Annotated in this window: 19 protein-coding genes, 4 tRNA genes and 1 pseudogene; 12 read left to right on the forward strand and 12 right to left on the reverse strand. The window is 61.1% G+C overall.

Annotated features, from left to right (window positions below; all coding sequences use genetic code 11):
• From HQ912_RS24390 to yacG, 4 genes are read left to right on the forward strand one after another with little or no spacing between them, the layout of a single operon-like run.
• Complete coding sequence (locus HQ912_RS24390; protein WP_076386354.1) at positions 1-1,218, forward strand: type II secretion system F family protein; 1,218 nt, start codon at positions 1-3, stop codon at positions 1,216-1,218.
• 1 nt (position 1,219) lies between these two features.
• Positions 1,220-2,089 (forward strand): prepilin peptidase, encoded by an 870-nt coding sequence (locus tag HQ912_RS24395; RefSeq protein ID WP_047229861.1) that lies wholly within the window; start codon positions 1,220-1,222, stop codon positions 2,087-2,089.
• 11 nt (positions 2,090-2,100) lie between these two features.
• Positions 2,101-2,724, forward strand: a complete 624-nt coding sequence (coaE, locus tag HQ912_RS24400) for a dephospho-CoA kinase (RefSeq protein ID WP_047229862.1) — start codon at positions 2,101-2,103, stop codon at positions 2,722-2,724.
• Positions 2,721-2,921, forward strand: coding sequence for a DNA gyrase inhibitor YacG (gene yacG, locus HQ912_RS24405; protein WP_047229863.1), 201 nt, complete (start codon positions 2,721-2,723; stop codon positions 2,919-2,921). The genes coaE and yacG overlap by 4 nt, the downstream gene beginning before the upstream one ends.
• Positions 2,922-2,953: 32 nt before the next feature.
• On the opposite strand, the gene HQ912_RS24410 is transcribed toward yacG, so the two are convergent.
• Together HQ912_RS24410 and HQ912_RS24415 are read right to left on the reverse strand one after the other, a co-directional pair.
• Positions 2,954-3,169 carry a hypothetical protein gene (locus tag HQ912_RS24410; protein WP_076386357.1) on the reverse strand — a complete coding sequence of 72 codons (216 nt, stop codon included), beginning with the start codon at positions 3,167-3,169 and terminating at the stop codon, positions 2,954-2,956.
• Between the two features lie 63 nt (positions 3,170-3,232).
• Positions 3,233-3,919, reverse strand: coding sequence for an energy-coupling factor ABC transporter permease (locus tag HQ912_RS24415; protein WP_047229865.1), 687 nt, complete (start codon positions 3,917-3,919; stop codon positions 3,233-3,235).
• 145 nt (positions 3,920-4,064) lie between these two features.
• Here HQ912_RS24415 and HQ912_RS24420 point away from each other — a divergent pair, with 145 nt between their 5' ends.
• The 4 genes from HQ912_RS24420 to HQ912_RS24435 are packed head-to-tail and all read left to right on the forward strand — an operon-like array spanning position 4,065 to position 6,800.
• Complete coding sequence (locus HQ912_RS24420; protein WP_047229866.1) at positions 4,065-4,691, forward strand: DUF1780 domain-containing protein; 627 nt, start codon at positions 4,065-4,067, stop codon at positions 4,689-4,691.
• The gene (locus tag HQ912_RS24425; protein WP_107322954.1) at positions 4,688-5,215 is read left to right on the forward strand and encodes an MOSC domain-containing protein; all 528 of its coding nucleotides are present in this window, start codon (positions 4,688-4,690) and stop codon (positions 5,213-5,215) included. Before HQ912_RS24420 ends, HQ912_RS24425 begins: the two co-directional genes overlap by 4 nt.
• Positions 5,216-5,267: 52 nt before the next feature.
• The gene (locus HQ912_RS24430; RefSeq protein WP_076386361.1) at positions 5,268-5,441 is read left to right on the forward strand and encodes a DUF3094 family protein; all 174 of its coding nucleotides are present in this window, start codon (positions 5,268-5,270) and stop codon (positions 5,439-5,441) included.
• A 60-nt stretch (positions 5,442-5,501) separates the two neighbouring features.
• Positions 5,502-6,800, forward strand: a complete 1,299-nt coding sequence (locus tag HQ912_RS24435) for an NAD(P)/FAD-dependent oxidoreductase (protein ID WP_047229869.1) — start codon at positions 5,502-5,504, stop codon at positions 6,798-6,800.
• A gap of 157 nt (positions 6,801-6,957) precedes the next feature.
• On the opposite strand, the gene HQ912_RS28235 is transcribed toward HQ912_RS24435, so the two are convergent.
• From HQ912_RS28235 to rluD, 9 genes and pseudogenes are all read right to left on the reverse strand, one after another.
• On the reverse strand, positions 6,958-7,821 hold the full coding sequence (locus HQ912_RS28235) for a methyl-accepting chemotaxis protein (RefSeq protein ID WP_371517269.1): 864 nt from the start codon (positions 7,819-7,821) through the stop codon (positions 6,958-6,960).
• Positions 7,813-8,583 (reverse strand): annotated as a pseudogene (locus tag HQ912_RS28240) (MCP four helix bundle domain-containing protein); the annotation flags it as partial. The gene HQ912_RS28235 and the pseudogene HQ912_RS28240, both read right to left, overlap by 9 nt.
• 144 nt (positions 8,584-8,727) lie before the next feature.
• Positions 8,728-8,804: transfer RNA gene (locus HQ912_RS24445), tRNA-Pro, on the reverse strand.
• 94 nt (positions 8,805-8,898) lie between these two features.
• Positions 8,899-8,974: transfer RNA gene (locus HQ912_RS24450), tRNA-Lys, on the reverse strand.
• A 5-nt stretch (positions 8,975-8,979) separates the two neighbouring features.
• A tRNA-Pro gene (locus HQ912_RS24455) sits at positions 8,980-9,056 on the reverse strand.
• A 7-nt stretch (positions 9,057-9,063) separates the two neighbouring features.
• Positions 9,064-9,139: transfer RNA gene (locus HQ912_RS24460), tRNA-Asn, on the reverse strand.
• A gap of 316 nt (positions 9,140-9,455) precedes the next feature.
• On the reverse strand, positions 9,456-12,020 hold the full coding sequence (gene clpB / locus HQ912_RS24465; RefSeq protein WP_047229871.1) for an ATP-dependent chaperone ClpB: 2,565 nt from the start codon (positions 12,018-12,020) through the stop codon (positions 9,456-9,458).
• 130 nt (positions 12,021-12,150) lie between these two features.
• Entirely contained in the window at positions 12,151-12,876 is a 726-nt protein-coding gene (gene pgeF, locus HQ912_RS24470) for a peptidoglycan editing factor PgeF (RefSeq protein ID WP_076386367.1), read from the reverse strand.
• On the reverse strand, positions 12,873-13,835 hold the full coding sequence (rluD, locus tag HQ912_RS24475; RefSeq protein ID WP_047229873.1) for a 23S rRNA pseudouridine(1911/1915/1917) synthase RluD: 963 nt from the start codon (positions 13,833-13,835) through the stop codon (positions 12,873-12,875). The genes pgeF and rluD overlap by 4 nt, the downstream gene beginning before the upstream one ends.
• A 151-nt stretch (positions 13,836-13,986) precedes the next feature.
• Between rluD and HQ912_RS24480 the strand changes: the two genes are divergently transcribed.
• The 4 genes from HQ912_RS24480 (at position 13,987) to HQ912_RS24495 (ending at position 18,285) form a co-directional block, all read left to right on the forward strand.
• Entirely contained in the window at positions 13,987-15,003 is a 1,017-nt protein-coding gene (locus tag HQ912_RS24480; protein WP_047229874.1) for an outer membrane protein assembly factor BamD, read from the forward strand.
• A 123-nt stretch (positions 15,004-15,126) separates the two neighbouring features.
• Complete coding sequence (locus HQ912_RS24485) at positions 15,127-15,360, forward strand: PP0621 family protein (protein WP_047229875.1); 234 nt, start codon at positions 15,127-15,129, stop codon at positions 15,358-15,360.
• Positions 15,350-16,942, forward strand: a complete 1,593-nt coding sequence (locus tag HQ912_RS24490) for a nitrogen regulation protein NR(II) (protein WP_173407393.1) — start codon at positions 15,350-15,352, stop codon at positions 16,940-16,942. Before HQ912_RS24485 ends, HQ912_RS24490 begins: the two co-directional genes overlap by 11 nt.
• Positions 16,939-18,285, forward strand: a complete 1,347-nt coding sequence (locus tag HQ912_RS24495; protein ID WP_076386371.1) for a sigma-54-dependent transcriptional regulator — start codon at positions 16,939-16,941, stop codon at positions 18,283-18,285. Before HQ912_RS24490 ends, HQ912_RS24495 begins: the two co-directional genes overlap by 4 nt.
• Positions 18,286-18,335: 50 nt before the next feature.
• Here HQ912_RS24495 and HQ912_RS24500 read toward each other — a convergent pair whose 3' ends face one another.
• Positions 18,336-18,701, reverse strand: coding sequence for a DUF6124 family protein (locus tag HQ912_RS24500; RefSeq protein WP_173407394.1), 366 nt, complete (start codon positions 18,699-18,701; stop codon positions 18,336-18,338).
• Positions 18,702-19,882: the final 1,181 nt, after the last annotated feature.

The raw sequence follows: 19,882 nt of genomic DNA on the forward strand, positions 1-19,882 counted from the left end.
ATGGCGGTCAAGGCAATAAAAACCGACGTTTACACGTGGGAAGGCAAAGACCGCAAAGGCACGAAAATGACCGGCGAACTGACTGGGCAGAGCCCGGCCCTGGTCAAGGCCCAGTTGCGCAAACAAGGCATCAACCCAGGCAAGGTTCGCAAGAAGTCCACCTCGATATTCAGCAAGGGCAAGCGTATCAAGCCATTGGATATCGCCCTGTTCACTCGTCAGATGGCGACCATGCTCAAGGCCGGCGTGCCCTTGTTGCAGGCGTTCGACATCATTGGCGAAGGCTTCGACAACGCCAACATGCGCAAGCTGGTGGACGAGGTGAAACAGGAAGTCGCCGCCGGCAACAGCTTCGCCGCGTCGTTGCGCAAGAGCCCGCAATACTTCGACGAACTGTACTGCAACCTGGTGGACGCCGGTGAACAGGCCGGCGCCCTGGATACGCTGCTGGAGCGCGTCGCGACCTACAAGGAAAAAAGCGAAGCCCTCAAGGCCAAGATCAAGAAGGCCATGACCTACCCGGCCGCTGTGGTGCTCGTCGCCGCCGTGGTCACGGGTATTCTGCTGGTCAAGGTGGTGCCGCAGTTCGAATCGGTATTCTCCGGGTTCGGCGCCCAACTGCCGGCCTTCACGGTGATGGTCATCGGCCTGTCGGAGTTCATGCAGCAGTGGTGGTGGATGCTGCTGGGCGGCGCGGTGGCGGCGTTCTTCGGTGTCAAACATGCACTCAAGCGCTCCCAGGGCTTGCGTGACTGGCGCGATAAATGGCTGCTCAAACTGCCGCTGATCGGCACCCTGATGTACAAATCCGCCGTGGCCCGCTACGCCCGGACCCTGTCCACGACATTCGCGGCCGGCGTGCCGCTGGTGGAAGCCCTGGACTCGGTATCAGGCGCCACCGGTAACGTGGTGTTCAAACGCGCGGTACAACGCATCCGGCAGGATGTCTCGACCGGCATGCAATTGAATTTTTCCATGCGTGCTTCAGGCATATTCCCGAACATGGCGATCCAGATGACCGCCATCGGCGAGGAGTCCGGCGCGCTGGACGACATGCTCGACAAAGTGGCGAGCTTTTATGAAGCCGAGGTGGACAATCTGGTGGACAATCTCACCAGCCTGATGGAACCGTTCATCATGGTGGTCCTGGGGGTGGTCGTCGGCGGCCTGGTGGTTGCCATGTACCTGCCCATCTTTCAACTCGGCTCTGCGATCTGACATGCCCCTGACCGAATTTTTCGCGCTGTATCCCCTGGCCTTTGTGCTCGCCGCTTTACTGCTCGGACTGATCATCGGCAGTTTCCTCAACGTCCTGGTGTGGCGCCTGCCCAAGATGCTCTCGCGCGAATGGCGGCTGCAAGCCCATGACTTGCTGGGCCTGCCCGCCGAAGCCCCTGGCCCGGTCTACAACCTGATGCTGCCGCATTCCCAGTGCCCGCACTGCGGCCACCGCATCCGGGCCTGGGAAAACATTCCGCTATTGAGTTACCTGGCATTGCGCGGTCGTTGCTCCAGTTGTGCCGCGCCCATCGGCCGGCGCTATCCCCTGACCGAACTGGCCTGCGGCATCCTGTCGGCGTTCGTCGCCTGGTATTTCGGCTTTGGCTGGCAGGCCGCAATGGTGATGGTGCTGACCTGGGGCCTGCTGGGCATGAGCCTGATCGATGCCGAGCACCAATTGTTGCCTGACACCCTGGTGCTGCCGTTGTTGTGGCTGGGCTTGATCGTCAACAGCTTCGGGTTGTTCGTCCCCTTGAATCAGGCGATGTGGGGCGCCGTGGCCGGCTATCTGGCGCTGTGGTCGGTGTTCTGGGTGTTCAAATTGATCACTGGCAAGGAAGGCATGGGCTACGGGGATTTCAAGCTGCTGGCGATGCTGGGCGCCTGGGGTGGCTGGCAGATCCTGCCACTGACGTTGCTGTTGTCATCGCTGGTGGGCGCCGTTATCGGGGTCATTGTGCTGCGCCTGCGTGATGCTCCGACATCGACGCAAATCCCCTTTGGGCCCTATCTGGCCATTGCCGGCTGGATTGCCTTGCTCTGGGGTGGTCAAATAACCGACTTCTATTGGCAGTCTGTCGGTTCCTAATGTCGATTTTAATGAATAGCCCCGCAGAAAAACCCTGGATTCTCGGCCTGACTGGCGGTATCGGCAGCGGCAAAAGCGCGGCGGCCCAGCACTTTATCGACCTGGGCGTACACGTCGTCGACGCCGATCACGCGGCGCGCTGGGTGGTCGAACCCGGACGCCCGGCGCTGGCCAAGATCGCCGAACATTTTGGCCCCGGCGTATTGCAGGCCGACGGCACACTGGACCGAGCGGCCCTGCGCCAACTGATTTTCGAAGATGCCGAGCAACGCCGCTGGCTCGAGGCGCTGCTGCATCCGTTGATCGCCGAGGAAATCGCTCATCATCTGGCCCAGGCACAATCACCCTACGCGATTCTGGTGTCGCCGCTGTTGATCGAGTCCGGCCAGTACGCCATGACCCAGCGGATCCTGGTGATCGATGTACCGGAACAACTACAGATCGAACGCACCTTGCAGCGCGACAAGACCAGCGAGCAACAGGTCCAGGCGATCCTCAAGGCCCAGTCCAGCCGTCAGGATCGCTTGAGCCATGCCGACGACGTGGTGGTCAATGACCGCGACCTCGCCTGGCTGCACAGCGAGGTCGAGCGCCTGCATCACTTTTACCTTACTTTGCGTGGAGGCCAGTCATGAGCCAAACCCCAACCGTTGATTGCCCAACCTGTGGCGCCCCTGTGGAATGGAGCCCGGAAAACACCTTCCGGCCCTTCTGCTCCGACCGCTGCAAACTGATCGACCTGGGCGCCTGGGCGTCGGAAGAACACAAGATCCCGGTCAGCCCCGATGCCGAGGACGACCTGTTCAGCGAAGAGTTCGAGCCTCGCCACTAGGGAGCCATGAGTTTCCCCACCGCGTTGTCGCCTTAAGGCCGCATGAAGCCGTAGTCCTGTTCATCGTCGAGATTCTCCGCCAGGAAACTCAGTTCATCGGCCAGGTCTTCAGCACTGCGCACCGCCTTGCTCTGCTGCACGATCGCACTGAGCAAGGCCCGCAGGCTAAGGCCCGGGTCGAAGCCGATTTCCACTGCCGCATCCTGGCTGCGCCTGATCTCTTGTCTCGCCCACTCATAAACACTCATGGTTGTGCTCCTGGAATTTTTCTAGAGCATGAAGCGCACCCGGCTGCTCAGCCTTGATGTGAATCAAGGCTTGTCGTCATCCTTCCAGGGGGCCGACAGATAGCGCGTACGGTTGAAGGTCTCCAGCCATTCGGGGCTGAACACCACCAACGCACTGACCACCATGCCGTTGATAAACGCCTCGGGAAAGATGATCAGCCAGAGGTAGCCGATGAAATCTTCCAGCCAGTAAGGCATGGCGAACACTCCGTCGTACCACAGCAGGCCAAGCCCCACCAGCAGGCACAACAACGCCGAAAGCGCGGCGGCGAGAAATCCCGAACAGAAGATGTACACGAACAGATTGCGCGGTTGGGCGCGTTCCACCAGGATCGCGCAGCACTCGGTGACCAGCACCGGCAGCAAAATCAGCAACGCACCGTTGATACCCACCGCCGCCATGTCCTGGCGTCCCAGCAGCACCAGGGCCAGCTGGGCGCAAAGGCCGCCGAGAATCGCCAGCGGCCAGTCCAGCAGCAGTGTCACGGCGGTCATGCCGATGAAGTGATACGAGACGCCGGTATCGAAATCCCGTCGCACCAGCCACAACATGAACACGGCCAGGACTGTGCCGAACAGCAAGTGCTGGCGACGGCTGTCGGTGAACAGCTCCACCCATGGCGCCCGTGCTACGGCCCAGGCCAGCACCGGCACATAAATCAGCCAGCCGACCGTCAACGTCTGCGCAGACAGCAGTTCGGCACCGATCATGGCGCTACTCCTCTGGCTTGTCCTTGCATCAAAGACTCCATGATCACCTCAGGATTCAAGCCAGCAGTCTACACCCCACCCTTAACCGGCCATAAATCAATGCAACGCTTCCAGCTTGTCGCAATTGAACGCTAAGCTTGGGCTCATGGATGATTCAGATTATTTACGCCTGCTGACCATCGCGGCCGAGCAAGCCAACGCCTTTCTCTCCAATGCCCGCAAATGGGAGCGTGAGCGTTGGGTCTGCCAGCGTCTGCTGCAAGGGCTGAACGTACCCTATCGCGCCGACGAGTTCGCCCCTGCGGGAGAGCCGCCGGACGTATTGTTTCGCGATGCCAACTTCGAGGTGTTTTTTGTCCTCGACGAAGGCCGTCGCCTCAATGACGAATGGCGCGACGAGCTGCAGCGCCGCCGTAGCGCTTTCTCCCTGAGCCAACTGGTGCGCCGCGAAGCCAAGCCCCGACGCATCCCGGCCAATGAATTCCTGCTGCGCCTGGCCCCGACCCTGCGCAAGAAAGCCCACAACTACACCGAACGCGGCATGGATCTGGGGGAGCTGGACATCATCGCCTTCGCCAGCCTCAAGCGCGAAGTGCTGGACCTCAACAGCCATTTCCCGCCGCCGACCGAATACCTGCGCCAGGGTTGGCGCTCGCTGTCGCTGGTGGGGCCGACGTTTGCCCGGGTGCTGTTCGCCCATCCCGATGCGCCGGATTTCCTGCGCAGCAATCTGGGGCGCAGCATCGTGTTCGATGTCGGGATCAGCCTGTGAGCCCACTGCAGGAACTGATTGCCGCCGTGCCCCAGCAAGGCCGCGTACGCTGGATAGGCGTGCGACCCCAGGGCCATGCACCCATGATTGAACTCGACGCCGTGGAGGCCCGTCTGGAGGCCGGCCTGACGGGCGACCATGCCCGTCCCGGCGTGCGCAATGCACGGCAAGTCACCTTGATTCAGTGGGAACACCTGGCCGTGATCGGTTCACTGATGGGCCGCCCGGTGGATCAGCCGGTGTTGCCGCAAGAGCTGCGACGCAACCTGGTGGTCAGCGGTATCAATCTGTTCAGCCTCAAGGGCCGGCGCTTTCGCATCGGCCAGGCCATCTTCGAAACCACCGGCTGGTGCCAGCCGTGCGCGCGACTGGAGCGTAACCTCGGCGAAGGGACGTTCCAGGCCGTGCGCGGCCATGGCGGAATCACCGCACGGGTGTTAAAAAGTGGAATCATTCGCCTGGACGACAGCTTGAGTGTCGAACCTGTTCCGGCGAGCGGCTACGCTGCTTTCAATGCCGGATAGCCAGACGCTGTAGCGTCTATACCTTTCGCAACGTCTACCTGCCGAGGCCTTTATGACCAGCCGCCTGAACCCGGAAGACCAGAAGCATGTCGAAGAGTACCTGCAACTGTCCCAGCACCGAGTCGAGCGCCGGCCTTTCCGGCCGTGGATGCTCCTGGTGGTGGTACTGGCCATCACCATCGGCCTGGGCCTGTTGAGCCGACTGATCAGTTACCTGACGCTATGAGCCGCTTGATGCTCGCGCGGGTAACGGCACCGATTTCCTTTAGCCTTGCGAGATATCCCCATGACTCATCGTATTGTCATCGTTGGCGGCGGCGCCGGCGGTCTGGAGTTGGCTACCCGTCTGGGTAAGACTCTGGGCAAGCGCGGCACGGCCAGTGTGATGCTGGTCGACGCGAACCTGACCCATATCTGGAAACCGCTGTTGCACGAAGTGGCTGCCGGTTCCCTGAACTCCTCCGAAGACGAACTCAACTACGTCGCCCAGGCAAAATGGAACCATTTCGGGTTCCAGCTGGGGCGCATGAGCGGTCTGGATCGCGAGCGCAAGAGCATCCAGCTGGCCGCCACCTATGACGAGGCGGGCCTGGAACTACTGCCGGCTCGTGAACTGGGTTACGACACTCTGGTGATCGCCGTCGGCAGCACCACCAATGACTTCGGCACCGAAGGCGCGGCGCAGCATTGCCTGTTCCTCGACACGCGCAAACAGGCCGAGCGTTTCCATCAGCAATTGCTCAACCATTATCTGCGCGCCCATGCCGGGCAAACCGACGTGGTCGAACGCATCAGCGTTGCCATCGTCGGCGCCGGTGCGACGGGGGTTGAACTGGCGGCCGAGCTGCACAACGCCGCCCATGAGCTGGCAGCCTATGGCCTGGACCGGATCAAACCGGAGAACATGCACATCACCCTGATCGAAGCCGGACCGCGAGTCCTGCCGGCCTTGCCGGAGCGCATCGGCGGCCCTGTGCACAAGACCCTGGAGAAACTTGGGGTCAATGTCATGACCAACGCCGCTGTTGGCCAGGTGACAGCCGACAGCCTGATCACCGTCGATGGCAAGGTCATCGACGCGAGCCTGAAAGTCTGGGCCGCCGGGATTCGCGCCCCGGACTTCCTCAAGGAAATCGACGGTCTGGAGACCAACCGGATCAACCAGCTGCAGGTGCTGCCGACGCTGCAGACCACCCGTGACGAGAACATCTTCGCCTTCGGCGATTGCGCCGCCTGCCCGCAACCCGGCAGCGATCGCAACGTTCCGCCCCGTGCCCAGGCCGCGCATCAGCAAGCCTCGCTGCTGGCCAAATCCCTGAAGCTGCGGATCGAAGGCAAGGCCCTGCCGGAATACAAATACACCGACTACGGTTCATTGATTTCGCTGTCGCGCTTCTCAGCGGTGGGTAACTTGATGGGCAACCTGACCGGCAGTGTGATGCTCGAAGGCTGGCTGGCGCGGATGTTCTATGTCTCGCTGTACCGCATGCACCAGATGGCGCTGTACGGCATGTTCCGCACGGCCATGCTGATGCTGGGCAGCAAGATCGGGCGTGGGACCGAGCCTCGGCTGAAGCTGCATTGAGTCAGCAGTACTGACATCGAATGATCCACCGTCATCGCGAGCAAGCTCGCTCCCACAGTTGATCGCGGTCATCCTGTGGGAGCGAGCTTGCTCGCGATGGGGGCGGTACAGTCAATACTTGAGCTCGGGCAGGATCACTGTCCGAGCCATCCATCGATCAAACCTGAAACCGCTGCACCATGGTGCGCAATGAATTCGCCAGTTGCGACAACTCATGGCTGGACGCGCTGGTCTGGTCCGCACCGGTGGCCGAGCGCACCGACAGATCCCGAATGTTCACCAGGTTGCGATCCACCTCCCGAGCCACTTGCGCCTGTTCTTCAGCGGCGCTGGCGATCACCAGATTGCGTTCGTGGATCTCGTTGACCGACGCCGTGATGGTCTGTAGCGCCTCCCCTGCCCGCTCCGCCATTGCCAGAGTGCTGGCGGCGCGACTGGAGCTGGCCTGCATCGAATCCAGCGCCTGGGTGGCGCCGCTGCGCATGCCCTGGACCATCTGCTCGATTTCCTGGGTCGATTGCTGCGTGCGATAAGCCAGCGCCCGCACCTCATCGGCCACCACCGCAAACCCACGACCGCTTTCGCCAGCCCGGGCCGCCTCGATGGCCGCGTTGAGGGCCAGCAGGTTGGTCTGCTCGGCGATGGCCCGGATCACGTCCAGCACCTTGCCGATATCCTGCGATTGGTTGGCCAGGGACTGCACCAGGCCGCCAGTCACCTGCACATCACTGGCCAGGGCGCCGATGGCGTCGACCGTGTCGCTGACCCGCTGCTGCCCAAGGGACGCCGACTCACTGGACTGACGCGTGGCATCGGAGGTGGAAACCGCATTGCGCGCGACTTCCTCCACGGCGGTGGTCATCTCGGTGACGGCGGTGGCGGCCTGTTCAATTTCGTTATTCTGCTGTTGCAGGCTGTGGGTGCTATCGACCGTGACCGCGTTCAGCTCATCGGCGGCGGTCGCCAGTTGGGTAGCTGAGCCGCTGATGCCCTGCAAGGTTTCACGCAGGTTCTGCTGCATGGTCGCCAGCGCCTTGAGTAAGCGGCTGACTTCGTCGCTGCCGTGGGTCTTGATCGGTCGGGTCAGGTCACCTCGGGCGACGTTTTCGGCGGCATTCAACGCCTCGCCCAAAGGCTTGACGATACTGCGAGTAAGCAGCATGGCCAGGGCCACCGTCGCCAAGGCGGCGAGCACAATGAACAGGCTGACGATCATCCGGGAATTGACGTAGTGTTCCTGGGACTTCTGGCTCTCGATGGAGACTTGTCTGGAGAACAGTTCCGCCAGATCGTTGAGCTGTTTGCCGGAACCGTCCACCACGGTCTTCATGTCCACCAGCAGCAGCTTGATCAACTCGTCCCGACGCCCCTGCTCTGCCAGGGCGAAGGATTGGGCGATGCCCGTGCGGTAAGCAGCAAAGGTTTGCTTGAACTGGTCATAAAGCGCCTTGCCTTCAGGCGTGATGACGAGCTTTTCGTAACTGACGATTTTTTCGCTCAGTTCTTTGTCGCGGGTGTCCATTTGCCCACGGTACACCGGGATGTTCTTCGGGTCCTGGTCCAAGGCCATGCGCAGGGAAATGGTGCGGATGCGCAACATCAATTCACGGATCTCGTCACCGCCGCGAATACTGGGCAACCACTGAGTTTCTACCGCGACTTCACTGTCACGGATACTCGACATCTGTCCAAGCGCAAACACCCCGAGCAACGCCACCAACACGGCGATCAAAGCGAACCCCAACGCGGCACGGGGGGCGATATTCAGTTGACGAAGAACCATGGGGAGCGCCTTTTTTATTTTGGCCTGAAGTGGGGCCACGCCCCTGTCGGTGGGTTATCGGCAGGTTGTACGATGACTTAAGGCAATCTGCTTTATCGCAGGCAAAAAAAATCCCCGTATCTTTCGATACGAGGATTTTTAATATGGTCGGGGTAAGGGGATTCGAACTCCTGACATCCTGCTCCCAAAGCAGGCGCGCTACCGGACTGCGCTATACCCCGGTAAAAAAAAGGCGACCTTCGCAAGTCGCCTTCCTCGATCAGCGCTTTTGGCCTCTGATCTTAAGATTCGATTCCAGCGAACTGGTTTCAAAAATGGTGGGTCGTGTGGGATTCGAACCTACGACCAATTGGTTAAAAGCCAACTGCTCTACCAACTGAGCTAACGACCCAAAAATGGTCGGGGTAAGGGGATTCGAACTCCTGACATCCTGCTCCCAAAGCAGGCGCGCTACCGGACTGCGCTATACCCCGATTGAAATGGCTCCGTGACCAGGACTCGAACCTGGGACCCAATGATTAACAGTCATTTGCTCTACCGACTGAGCTATCACGGAACTGATATTTCAAGTTACTGCTATTTGAAGCTACAACATTGAAGCCAGCTTCAACCTCTTCTACCCGTTCGCATCGCTGCGTTCGTGTGTCTGAGGCGCGCTATTCTACAATCTTAAAAACCTCTGTCAACCCCTTAAATTGCTTTCAAGACAATGATTTGCAACTTATTTCGGGTTGCTTCTCACAGAGAAGTGGCCCTTGGGGGTGACGTACTGCGGGGCGCACTTTACAAGCCTTTTCCTTTGAGTTCAACGGCCTGATGAAAAAAATGGCCTCGCAGTGCGAGGCCATTCCAATCACCCGATCCGCAGGCTTTCAGTTGAAGACGATTTCGTCGTTCTCCACCGTGCCGGTCACGGTTTCGCCCGGCATGAAGCGCCCGGACAGAATCAACTGTGCCAGCGGGTTTTCGATCCAGCGCTGGATGGCACGTTTGAGTGGCCGCGCGCCATAGACCGGGTCGTAACCCACCGCGATCAGCTTATCCAGTGCCTCGTCACTCAATTGCAGCTTCAGCTCGCGCTCGGTCAGACGGCTACGCAGACGTCCCAGCTGGATCTCGGTGATGCCCGCGATCTGATCACGAGCCAGCGGCTCGAAGATCACCACTTCGTCCACCCGGTTGATGAACTCCGGTCGGAAGTGAGTGGAGATTGCATCCATCACCGCCGCGCGTTGCGCCTCGCGATCACCCACCAGCTCCTGGATCTGCGCCGAGCCCAGGTTGGAGGTCATCACGATCACGGTATTGCGGAAGTCCACCGTGCGTCCGTGGCTGTCGGTCAAACGACCATCCTCCAACACTTGCAGCAGAATGTTGAACACATCCGGGTGGGCCTTCTCGACTTCATCGAGCAGGATCACCGAGTACGGCTTGCGTCGCACAGCCTCGGTCAGGTAACCGCCCTCTTCGTAGCCGACATAGCCCGGTGGTGCGCCGATCAGCCGCGCCACGGAATGCTTCTCCATGAACTCGGACATGTCGATGCGCACCATGGCCTCTTCGGTGTCGAAGAGAAACTCGGCCAGCGCCTTGCACAACTCGGTTTTACCGACACCGGTCGGGCCGAGGAACATGAACGAGCCACTCGGACGGTTAGGGTCCGACAGCCCGGCTCGAGACCGGCGCACGGCGTTGGAAACCGCCACTACCGCTTCTTCCTGACCGATCACGCGCTGGTGCAGCAGGCTTTCCATCTTCAGCAGTTTGTCGCGCTCGCCTTCGAGCATTTTCGACACCGGAATGCCGGTCCACTTGGAAACCACTTCGGCAATTTCTTCTTCGGTGACCTTGCTGCGCAGCAACTGGTTTTCGCTCTTGCCGTGCTGGTCGACCATTTGCAGGCTGCGCTCCAGATCCGGGATCACCCCATATTGCAGCTCGGCCATGCGGTTGAGGTCGCCTTTACGACGGGCCGCTTCCAGTTCCTGGCGGGACTGTTCGATCTTTTGCTGGATCTGCGCCGAGCCCTGGACTTCAGCTTTCTCCGAATTCCAGATTTCCTCGAGATCGGAATACTCGCGCTCGTGGCGAACAATCTCTTCCTGCAACCTTTCCAGGCGCTTCTTCGCCGCTTCGTCGCTTTCTTTCTTCAAGGCCTGGGATTCGACCTTGAGTTGAATCAGGCGCCGCTCCAGACGATCCAGCACTTCCGGTTTGGAATCGATTTCCATGCGGATGCGGCTGGCGGCTTCGTCGATCAGGTCAATGGCCTTGTCCGGCAACTGACGGTCGGTGATGTAGCGATGGCTGAGCTTGGCCGCCGCAATGATCGCGCCATCGGTAATCGCCACCTTGTGGTGAACCTCATAGCGTTCTTTAAGGCCACGCAGGATGGCAATGGTGTCTTCTTCGCTGGGCTCTTCCACCAGCACTTTCTGGAAACGCCGCTCCAGCGCCGCGTCCTTCTCTATGTATTGGCGGTACTCGTTGAGCGTTGTCGCACCGACGCAATGCAGCTCGCCACGGGCCAGCGCAGGCTTGAGCATGTTGCCGGCGTCCATCGAGCCTTCGCCCTTGCCCGCACCGACCATGGTGTGCAACTCGTCGATGAACAGAATGATCTGCCCTTCCTGCTTGGACAATTCATTAAGCAAGGCTTTGAGCCGCTCTTCGAACTCGCCGCGGTACTTGGCACCGGCAATCAACGAACCCATGTCCAGGGACAACAGTCGCTTGCCCTTGAGGCCATCCGGCACTTCGCCATTGATGATGCGCTGGGCCAGGCCTTCGGCGATGGCGGTTTTACCCACGCCAGGCTCACCGATCAGCACCGGGTTATTCTTGGTGCGACGCTGCAGCACCTGAATTGTGCGGCGGATTTCGTCGTCACGGCCGATCACCGGGTCAAGCTTGCCTTCCTCGGCACGCTTGGTCAGGTCGACGGTGTATTTGTCCAGCGCCTGGCGGGACTCCTCGTGGTTGGCGTCGTTTACCGCTTCGCCGCCACGCAGGTTGTTGATGGCATTTTCCAGGGCCTTCTTGCTCACGCCCTGGCCGAGCAACAGCTTGCCCAGCTTGCTGTTCTCGTCCATGGCGGCAAGCAGCACCAGCTCACTGGAGATGAACTGATCGCCCTTCTGCTGGGCCAGGCGGTCGGCCTGGTTGAGCAGGCGCGCCAGATCCTGGGACATGTTCACGTCCCCTGTCGGATTCTGGATCTTGGGTAGCTGGTCGAGCTCTTTGGCCAGCTCTTTACGCAGGCTGCTCACGTCAAAGCCCACCTGCATCAGCAGTGGCTTGATGGAGCCGCCCTGCTGCTCGAGCATGGCTTGCATCAGATGCGCCGGCTCAATGCCGGGATGGTCCAGGCCGACAGCCAATGACTGGGCATCGGACAGGGCCAATTGCAACTTACTGGTTAAACGGTCAATACGCATGGGTCACCTTCCTTTTGAGCAGGCCGGACCTTAAAAACATCCTGAATGAAGAAACCTGCCAGATACCGCTATAGATGTGGACGATTCTGGAAGATTCAAGCAGTGCGCTATTGATACAGATCAGAGAAGTCTAGCGGTCGAGCCAGATCAGGGAGGCGAAGCGACCGGTACGCGAGTTGCGCCGATAGGAAAAGAAGCGTGGGTCGGTCACCGTGCACTGGCCGCCACCATAGACCGCCGTGACACCGCGCACCGCCAGCCGTTGGCGGGCCAGTGCATAAATATCGGCCAGGAACTTGCCGGCAGTGTCGCCAGGCACGAAGGCGTCTGCCGCCCTAGGCAGTTGCGCCATGAACGCTTCACGCACCTCTGGCCCCACTTCAAAGGCTTGCGGACCGATGGCCGGGCCGAGCCAGGCAAGGATTTCGTCGGCCGGGACCTGGAGACTGTCGAGAGTCGCTTCCAGTACGCCGTTGGCCAGCCCGCGCCAACCGGCATGGGCTGCCGCGACGCGGGTGCCGGCACGGTTGCAGAACAGCACCGGCAGGCAGTCCGCCGTCATCGCCGTGCAGGCGATACCCGGTGTGGCGGTCCAGCTGGCATCGGCGATGGCCACCTGAGCCGGATCAGCCTCGACCACGGTAATACCGTGGACCTGCTGCAACCAGGCCGGACGGATGGCAAATCGATCGGTGAGGCGGCGACGGTTCTCAGCGACGGCCGTGGGCTCATCGCCCACATGGTCGCCCAGGTTGAGGCTGTCGAACGGCGCCAGGCTGACGCCGCCGGTCCGGGTAGTGACGCAGGCCTTTACCCAGGCCGGCGCGGGCCAGTCGGGTATCAGCCAGTCATTCATCCGATGAACGCCTCGCGGTCCTGCTTGAGCAACGTCAGCAGCCAGACGAAGTCATCCGGCAGCGGCGATTCCCAGCTCATGCGCTTGCCGGTGGTCGGATGATCCAGCTCCAGGAAACGTGCATGCAGCGCCTGGCGCGGGAAGTTTTTCAACGACTCGACCATGGTGATGCTCGCGGCCGGCGGAATGCGGAAACGTCCGCCATAGGCCGGATCGCCCACCAACGGGAAGTTGATGTGGGCCATGTGCACGCGGATCTGGTGGGTACGACCGGTTTCCAGCTTGACTCGCACATGCGTATGGGAACGAAAACGCTCCAGCACGCGATAGTGGCTGACCGCCTGCTTGCCGCCTTCCATCACCGCCATGCGCTGGCGCTGCTGGCCGTGACGGCCGATGGGGGCGTTGATCTTGCCACCGGCGGTGACCACGCCGATCACGATGCATTCATAAATGCGGCTGACGCTGCGACTTTGCAGCTGTGTGACCAGTTGTGTCTGCGCCTGAATGGTCTTGGCCACCACCATCAGACCGGTGGTGTCCTTGTCCAGGCGGTGCACGATGCCAGCGCGGGGCACGTTGACGATGTCCGGCACGTGGTGCAACAAGGCGTTGAGCAGGGTGCCATCGGCATGACCGGCGGCCGGATGCACCACCAGGCCCGCAGGCTTGTTGATCACCAGGATGTCGTCGTCTTCATAGACGATGTCCAGGGCAATGTCCTGGGCGACCCATTCTCCCTGGGCCTCCTGCTCGGCAGTCAGTTCGAGGATGGCGCCGCCATGGACGATGTCGCGCGGGCGGATCACCGCCCCATCCACAGTCAGGCGGCCGTCCTTGATCCAGGCGGAAAGGCGCGAGCGCGAGTGCTCGGCGAAGAGTTGTGCGGCGACTTGATCGAGGCGTTGGCCGCCCAATTCGGACGGCACCTCTGCGCGAAGTTCTATTTTATCGGACATGCTCGGACTAGGCGTCGGCACAGCCTTTGGTTTCGGCTGCGCGCTTGTGGTTAAATACGGCGTCTTTTGCCCCGAGGCTTCTCAACGGGGCGCTCATCATAACAGGACGGCCCCGCCCAAGACAGCGGCCGTCATAGGGACGCAAGCCGCCATGCAAGTGAAACACCTGCTGCTGATCGCCATCCTCGCATTGACTGCTGCTTGCTCGTCGAAGGAAGTCGTAGACGAAAACCTGAGCGAAGTCGAACTGTACCAACAGGCGCAGACCGACCTGGACAACAACAGCTATACCAGCGCCACGGCCAAGCTCAAGGCGCTGGAGTCGCGGTATCCGTTTGGTCGCTATGCCGATCAGGCCCAGCTGGAGCTGATCTACGCCAACTACAAGAACGCCGAGCCGGAAGCTGCGAAATCCGCCGCCGAGCGCTTCATTCGTCTGCATCCGCAGCACCCGAACGTCGATTACGCTTACTACCTCAAGGGCCTGACCTCCTTCGACCAGGACGTCGGCCTGCTGGCGCGCTTCCTGCCGCTGGACATGACCAAGCGGGACCCGGGCGCCGCGCGCGACTCCTACAACGAGTTCGCCCAGCTGACCAGCCGTTTCCCCAACAGCCGTTATTCGCCGGATGCCAAGCAGCGCATGATCTACCTGCGCAACCTGCTGGCCGCCTACGAAATCCACGTGGCTGACTACTACCTGACCCGTCAGGCCTACGTCGCTGCCGCCAACCGTGGCCGCTACGTGGTGGAAAACTTCCAGGAAACCCCCTCGGTGGGCGACGGCCTGGCAGTGATGACCGAAGCCTACCAGCGCCTGCACCTGGACGACCTGGCCGCCACCAGCCTGGAAACCCTCAAGCTCAACTACCCGGATCACCCGTCCCTGGAGGATGGTCAGTTCACTCCACGGGTTGACGAGGCCGACAACCGTTCGTGGCTGAGCAAGGCGACCCTGGGCCTGATCGAATCCCGTCCACCTCTGCCGCCGGGCGAAACCCGCGCCAACCAGGACGTTCAGCGCCAGTTCCAGGATGCCAAGGAAGCCATTCCAAACGAGCTCAAGCCCAAGGACGAAAATGGCGACGTGCTCGAAGAAGAAGAGCCTGAGAGCGAATCCAGCGATCGCTCCTGGTTCAGCTACATGACCTTCGGCCTGTTCGACTGAGGCCAGGTGTCAGCAAAAGGGAGGCCCGCGGGTCTCCCTTTTTTGTGCCTGGATTTTATAGCGCTGTGCGCCGTTCCTGTCCTTGGCTAAACTGCCTGATCATTAGCCAAAAAGCCGCCCATCATGCTTCGTTTACTGTTCTGGATCGCCCTGATTGCCGCCGCGATATGGTTGTGGCGCAAGTTCAAGGGGACCTCTGCCGCGCCGAACTCCCCTCGGGAACAGGACGCACCACCCATGGTCCGTTGCGCCCATTGCGGCGTGCACCTGCCGCGAGATCGGGCACTGGCCCTCGAACAACAGTGGTATTGCAGCCAGGCTCACCTCGAGCAAGGCCCGGGCACTCGTGACCGCTGAGCAAGCCTCAAGCCCTCGCGTCAAACAGGCGCAGCGCCTGCTGCGTCTCTATCACCTGTACCGTCTAAGCATCGGCATCACCCTGGTGCTGCTGATCTCCAGCAACATGGACAACCGCCTGCTGGAGTTCGCCAACGACGATTTGCTGCGCAGCGGCAGCTGGTTGTACCTGGTGCTGAATATCCTGCTGGTGGTGTTTCTTGAAAATACCCGCCGCCCGGCCCGGCTGTTCGGCCTGGCTCTGACCGACGTGCTGTTGTTGTCGTGGCTGTTCTACGCTGCCGGCGGTGCCCCCAGCGCCATCGGCAACCTGCTCATCGTCTCGGTGGCCATCGGCAATACGCTGTTGCGAGGCCGAATCGGCCTGTTGATTGCCGCTGTCGCCACGCTGGGCATCGTCGGATCGAGCTTCTTCCTAGACCTCAGCGACTCGAGCCGTCCCAGCAGTTATCTGCAGGCCGGCACCCTGGGGGCCTTGTGTTTTGCCGCCGCGCTGCTGGTACAAGGCCTGACCCGACGCCTGGAAGCCAGTGAAATCCTCGCCGAACAACGGGCCAGCGAAGTGGTCGGCCTGGAAGCGCTCAACGCACTGATCCTGCAACGCATGCGCACCGGCATCCTGGTGCTCGATGGCCAGCGCCGGGTGCAATTGGCTAACGAAAGCGCATTGAGTCTGTTAGGCATGCACGATCTGGTCGGCCAGCGGCTCGACGACTGCTCCGGCGCCCTGGTGGAGCGGCTGCAGCTGTGGTTGAACAACCCCAGCCTGCGTCCGCAAAGCCTGACCATTAACGGCACCGGCCTGACCTTGCAACCGAGTTTCATTGCCCTGGGGCATCACGATCAGCATCAGATCCTGGTCTTCCTCGAAGACCTGGCCCAAGTGGCCCAGCACGCCCAGCAGTTGAAACTCGCCTCCCTGGGGCGCCTCACCGCCGGTATCGCCCATGAAATCCGCAACCCGTTGGGGGCGATCAGCCATGCGGCTCAATTGCTGCGCGAGTCCGAGGAACTGAACAGCGCGGATCGGCGTCTGACGCAGATCATCCAGGATCACTCCCAACGAATGAACCGCGTCATTGAAAACGTCCTGCAACTGTCCCGCCGCCAGCAGACCACGCCGCAGCGCCTGGATCTGCGGATCTGGCTCGACCAGTTCGTCCGACAAGCCCGGGAAAACGCGGCTGAGCATCAGCACTTGCACCTGAGCATCGACCCGGGTGACTACCTCACGCTGATGGACCCCGATCAGTTGACCCAGGTGCTCGACAACCTGCTGCGCAACGCCTGGCGTCATAGCGCGATGGCCCATGAAGAGGCCGAGGTCTGGCTGAAGCTGTTCATCGCCCCCCACAGCCAGCTGTCCACGCTGGACATTATCGACAACGGCCCCGGCGTGACACCGGACCAGCAAGCGCATTTGTTCGAACCTTTCTTCACCACCAGCAGCCAGGGCACCGGCCTTGGGCTCTATCTGTCCCGTGAGCTGTGCGAAAGCAACCAGGCCCGCCTAGACTTCAAACCACGCCAAGGCGGCGGCTGCTTTCGCATCACTTTTGCTCACGGACGGAAACAGATTTGACTACGCGCTCACGGCAACGAATCCTGATCGTCGATGACGAACCGGACATCCGCGAACTCCTGGACATTACCCTAGGCCGGATGAAACTCGACACCCGCAGCGCCGAGAACCTTGCCCAGGCCCGGGCCCTGCTGGCTGAAGACACCTTTGACCTGTGCCTGACCGACATGCGCCTGCCCGACGGCACTGGCCTGGAGCTGGTGCAACATATCCAGCAACGCTACCCGCAATTGCCCGTGGCAATGATCACCGCCTACGGGAGCCTGGAAACCGCCATCGACGCCCTCAAGGCCGGCGCCTTCGACTTCCTGACCAAACCGGTCGACCTGGGTCGGCTGCGTGAGCTGGTAACCAGCGCATTACGCCTGCCGTCGGTCGCCATCCCGGCGGCGTCCATCGAGCGCTGTCTGCTGGGCGATTCCCCGCCGATGCACAACGTCCGCAAACAGATCGAAAAACTCGCTCGCAGTCAGGCGCCGGTCTACATCAGCGGGGAATCGGGTTGCGGCAAGGAACTGGTCGCCCGGTTGATCCATGAGCAAGGCCCGCGTTCCGCCCAGCGTTTTGTGCCGGTCAACTGTGGGGCGATTCCCACTGAGCTGATGGAAAGCGAGTTTTTCGGCCATCGAAAAGGCAGCTTCAGCGGCGCCATCGAAGACAAACCCGGACTGTTCCAGGCCGCCCACGGCGGGACCTTGTTCCTTGACGAAGTGGCCGACCTGCCCCTGGCGATGCAAGTCAAATTGCTGCGGGCCATCCAGGAAAAAGCCGTGCGGGCCGTTGGTGGCCAGCAGGAAGAAGTGGTGGATGTACGAATTCTTTGCGCCACCCACAAGGACCTGGACGCCGAAGTCACCGCCGGGCGCTTTCGCCAGGACCTGTACTATCGACTCAACGTCATCGAACTGCGCGTCCCGCCGCTGCGCGAACGCCGCGAAGACATCGAATCGCTCGCCAATCACACCCTCCAGCGCCTGGCCGCCAACACCGGCAGCCCCGCAGTCAAGCTCCATCCCCAAGCCCTGGACGCCCTTCGAAACTACCGCTTTCCGGGCAATGTTCGGGAACTGGAAAACATGCTCGAACGCGCCTACACCCTTTGCGAGCACCAGTTGATCGAAGCCCACGACCTGCGCCTGGCCGAGGGCATCAGCACCACCGACGCAGGCAGCCCCGACCTGATGCGGGTCGATAACCTGGAAGACTATCTGGAGGACGTCGAACGCAAACTCATCCTCCAGGCTTTGGAGGAAACCCGCTGGAACCGCACGGCGGCGGCCCAGCGGTTGAAGTTGTCGTTTCGGTCGATGCGGTATCGGTTGAAGAAGTTGGGGTTGGATTGAGGCGCGGTCCTGATGCTCCTACTTACCCCGTGTTTGCCTTGGCAGCTCTTCTAGCCTTCCGCCACCGGCACCCGCTCATCCAGCACACGGTTGGCCAACAACTCGCTCAGCTCAATCAACTGTTGCACTCCCAATGCGACATGCCGTCGCGAGCCTTCGAGTTCGAAGGCCAGGTCGCTGACGGTTGCGTTGGCTGAGGCCAGGGTTTCGCTGAGGTTGGCGAGCAGGCATTCGGTGTCGATGCCGTCCACGACGGTGAATAGATGGTTTGAGGCGGGTTTCTTTTTGGCTTCGGGCTTTGGGCCGAGGTAATAGTCGAGGGCGCGCTTGGCGGCTTCATCAAGCTGTTTTGGGTTAAGGCTGGAGTATGGGGACTCGTTATTGGTTTCTGAAGCGGATGGAGATTTGTCACACATTGCGGTACTCCAAAGGAAGGAATGGATTACCAAGTTTGCGGGCCGCGACGCCCGGTCGCTGAATTGGCAGCGACGGGAAAAGGTTAACGAGAGACCTTCCCACCCGGCAACCGCCAGAACTCGTCGGAAAATTCGGCTCGAATTAGGGGCCTTGTCCGACCATTCCCACAAATTCTGGTTGGCTGTGAAGGCGCTATTGTGAGTGTGTATATCCATTTCTGCGGTAACGGCTACTTAGGGTTCCGCCCTTACGGCGGGTCACTTTCGAAAAGCGCGAAAGTAACCAAAGCGCTCATGCCCCACCACTCGGCACCTCGCTTAGGCTCGGTGTGCCCTCACTCCGGCATTGCTCCGTGGGCCCGCCGCGAAGGGCCATCCATGGCCCAGCGCGGCTATCCCGGCATCCATGCCGGGATGCCCACTCCACAATGCCTGCGTTCGGCCAGCGTGGTTAACGGGGCGCCGAGATCAACGTCCTCCGCGAGGCGGCCTGACAGCCGGCCTGGTTTTGGGCGAACGCGTTTCTCCTGTGGGAGCGAGCCTGCTCGCGATAGCGACACCTCGGTTGCATCGAGGGTGGATGGGCTGACATCGCGAGCAGGCTCGCTCCCACACTGGGATAGGGCTACGCCCGCAAGAGACAGGCCGGCTGTCAGGCCGCCTCGCGAGCAGGCTTTGCTCCCACAGGTCCGGCTCAACATGTCTGATGGGTGTACACCCGCAAAAAACAGGCCGACTGTCAGGCCGCCTCGCGAGCAAGCTTTGCTCCCACAGGTCCGATGGGTGTACACCCGCAAAAAACAGGCCGGCTGTCAGGCCGCCTCGCTTTTGCTTTTGATCTGGGGCGCCCCGTTAACCACGCTGGCCGAACGCAGGTATTGTGGAGTGGGCACCTCGGCATGGATGCCGAGGTAGCCGCGCTGGGCCATGGATGGCCCTTCGCGGCGGGCCCACGGAGCAATGCCGGAGTGAGGGCATGCCGAGCCTAGGCGAGGCACCGAGTGGTGGGGCAAGAGCGTTTTGGTTACTTTTGCGCTCTTCAAAAGTGACCCGCCGTAAGGGCGGAACCATAAGTAGCCGTTACCGCAGAAACGGATATATACCCAACCAACAAAACCCTGGCCGGCTGTCAGGCCGCCATCGCGAGCAGGCTCGCTCCCACAGTTGGATCCGGGTACAAC

It is taken from the genome of Pseudomonas sp. MPDS, assembly GCF_013283895.1.
GTDB lineage: Bacteria > Pseudomonadota > Gammaproteobacteria > Pseudomonadales > Pseudomonadaceae > Aquipseudomonas > Aquipseudomonas rhizophila.